Consider the following 484-nt stretch of genomic DNA (forward strand, 5'->3'; position numbering starts at 1 on the left):
CATCACCGTCGATGATACGGGTGCGCGGCATGCCCGCCGTCCCGCTGTGACCACCCAGATCGGCGGTGAACGCTTTTGCGTCTTCCGCACCAGCCGATCAAAATCGCGCCTGAACTTCCTGTCGCTGCTGCGGGGTGGTTGCGAGGACTATGTCGTCAACGAAGCCACACTGGACTATCTGCGCCGGCAGCCTGTCGAGGCTGCCGTGATCGCCCGGTTGAGCCAGCTCCAGGGGCAGGTGTTCCGCTCGCAGATGGAGTGGTGGCAGCATCTGTTGCAGTGTTCGATCAACATCTTCGACCGGCCCCTACTGCAGACGCTCAACGAAGCGGCCACCTGGGGTGCGCTCCGGCATCACGGGCTGATGGACAACACGGTCGTGGTCTCTGATGATGCCGGTCAGTTCCGGGTGGCCACGCACGCTCTGTGCTGGATCCATGCCGAGCGACACCTGCAGAAGCTGATGCCGGCCTCGCCCAAGCAG

The 484-nt window shown here is 63.6% G+C and carries 1 pseudogene; it reads left to right on the plus strand.

Annotated features, from left to right (window positions below):
• Nucleotides 1-484 (plus strand): annotated as a pseudogene (locus C7G61_RS45485) (IS66 family transposase); the annotation flags it as partial.

This window comes from Bradyrhizobium algeriense, assembly GCF_003062295.1.
Classification (GTDB): domain Bacteria; phylum Pseudomonadota; class Alphaproteobacteria; order Rhizobiales; family Xanthobacteraceae; genus Bradyrhizobium; species Bradyrhizobium algeriense.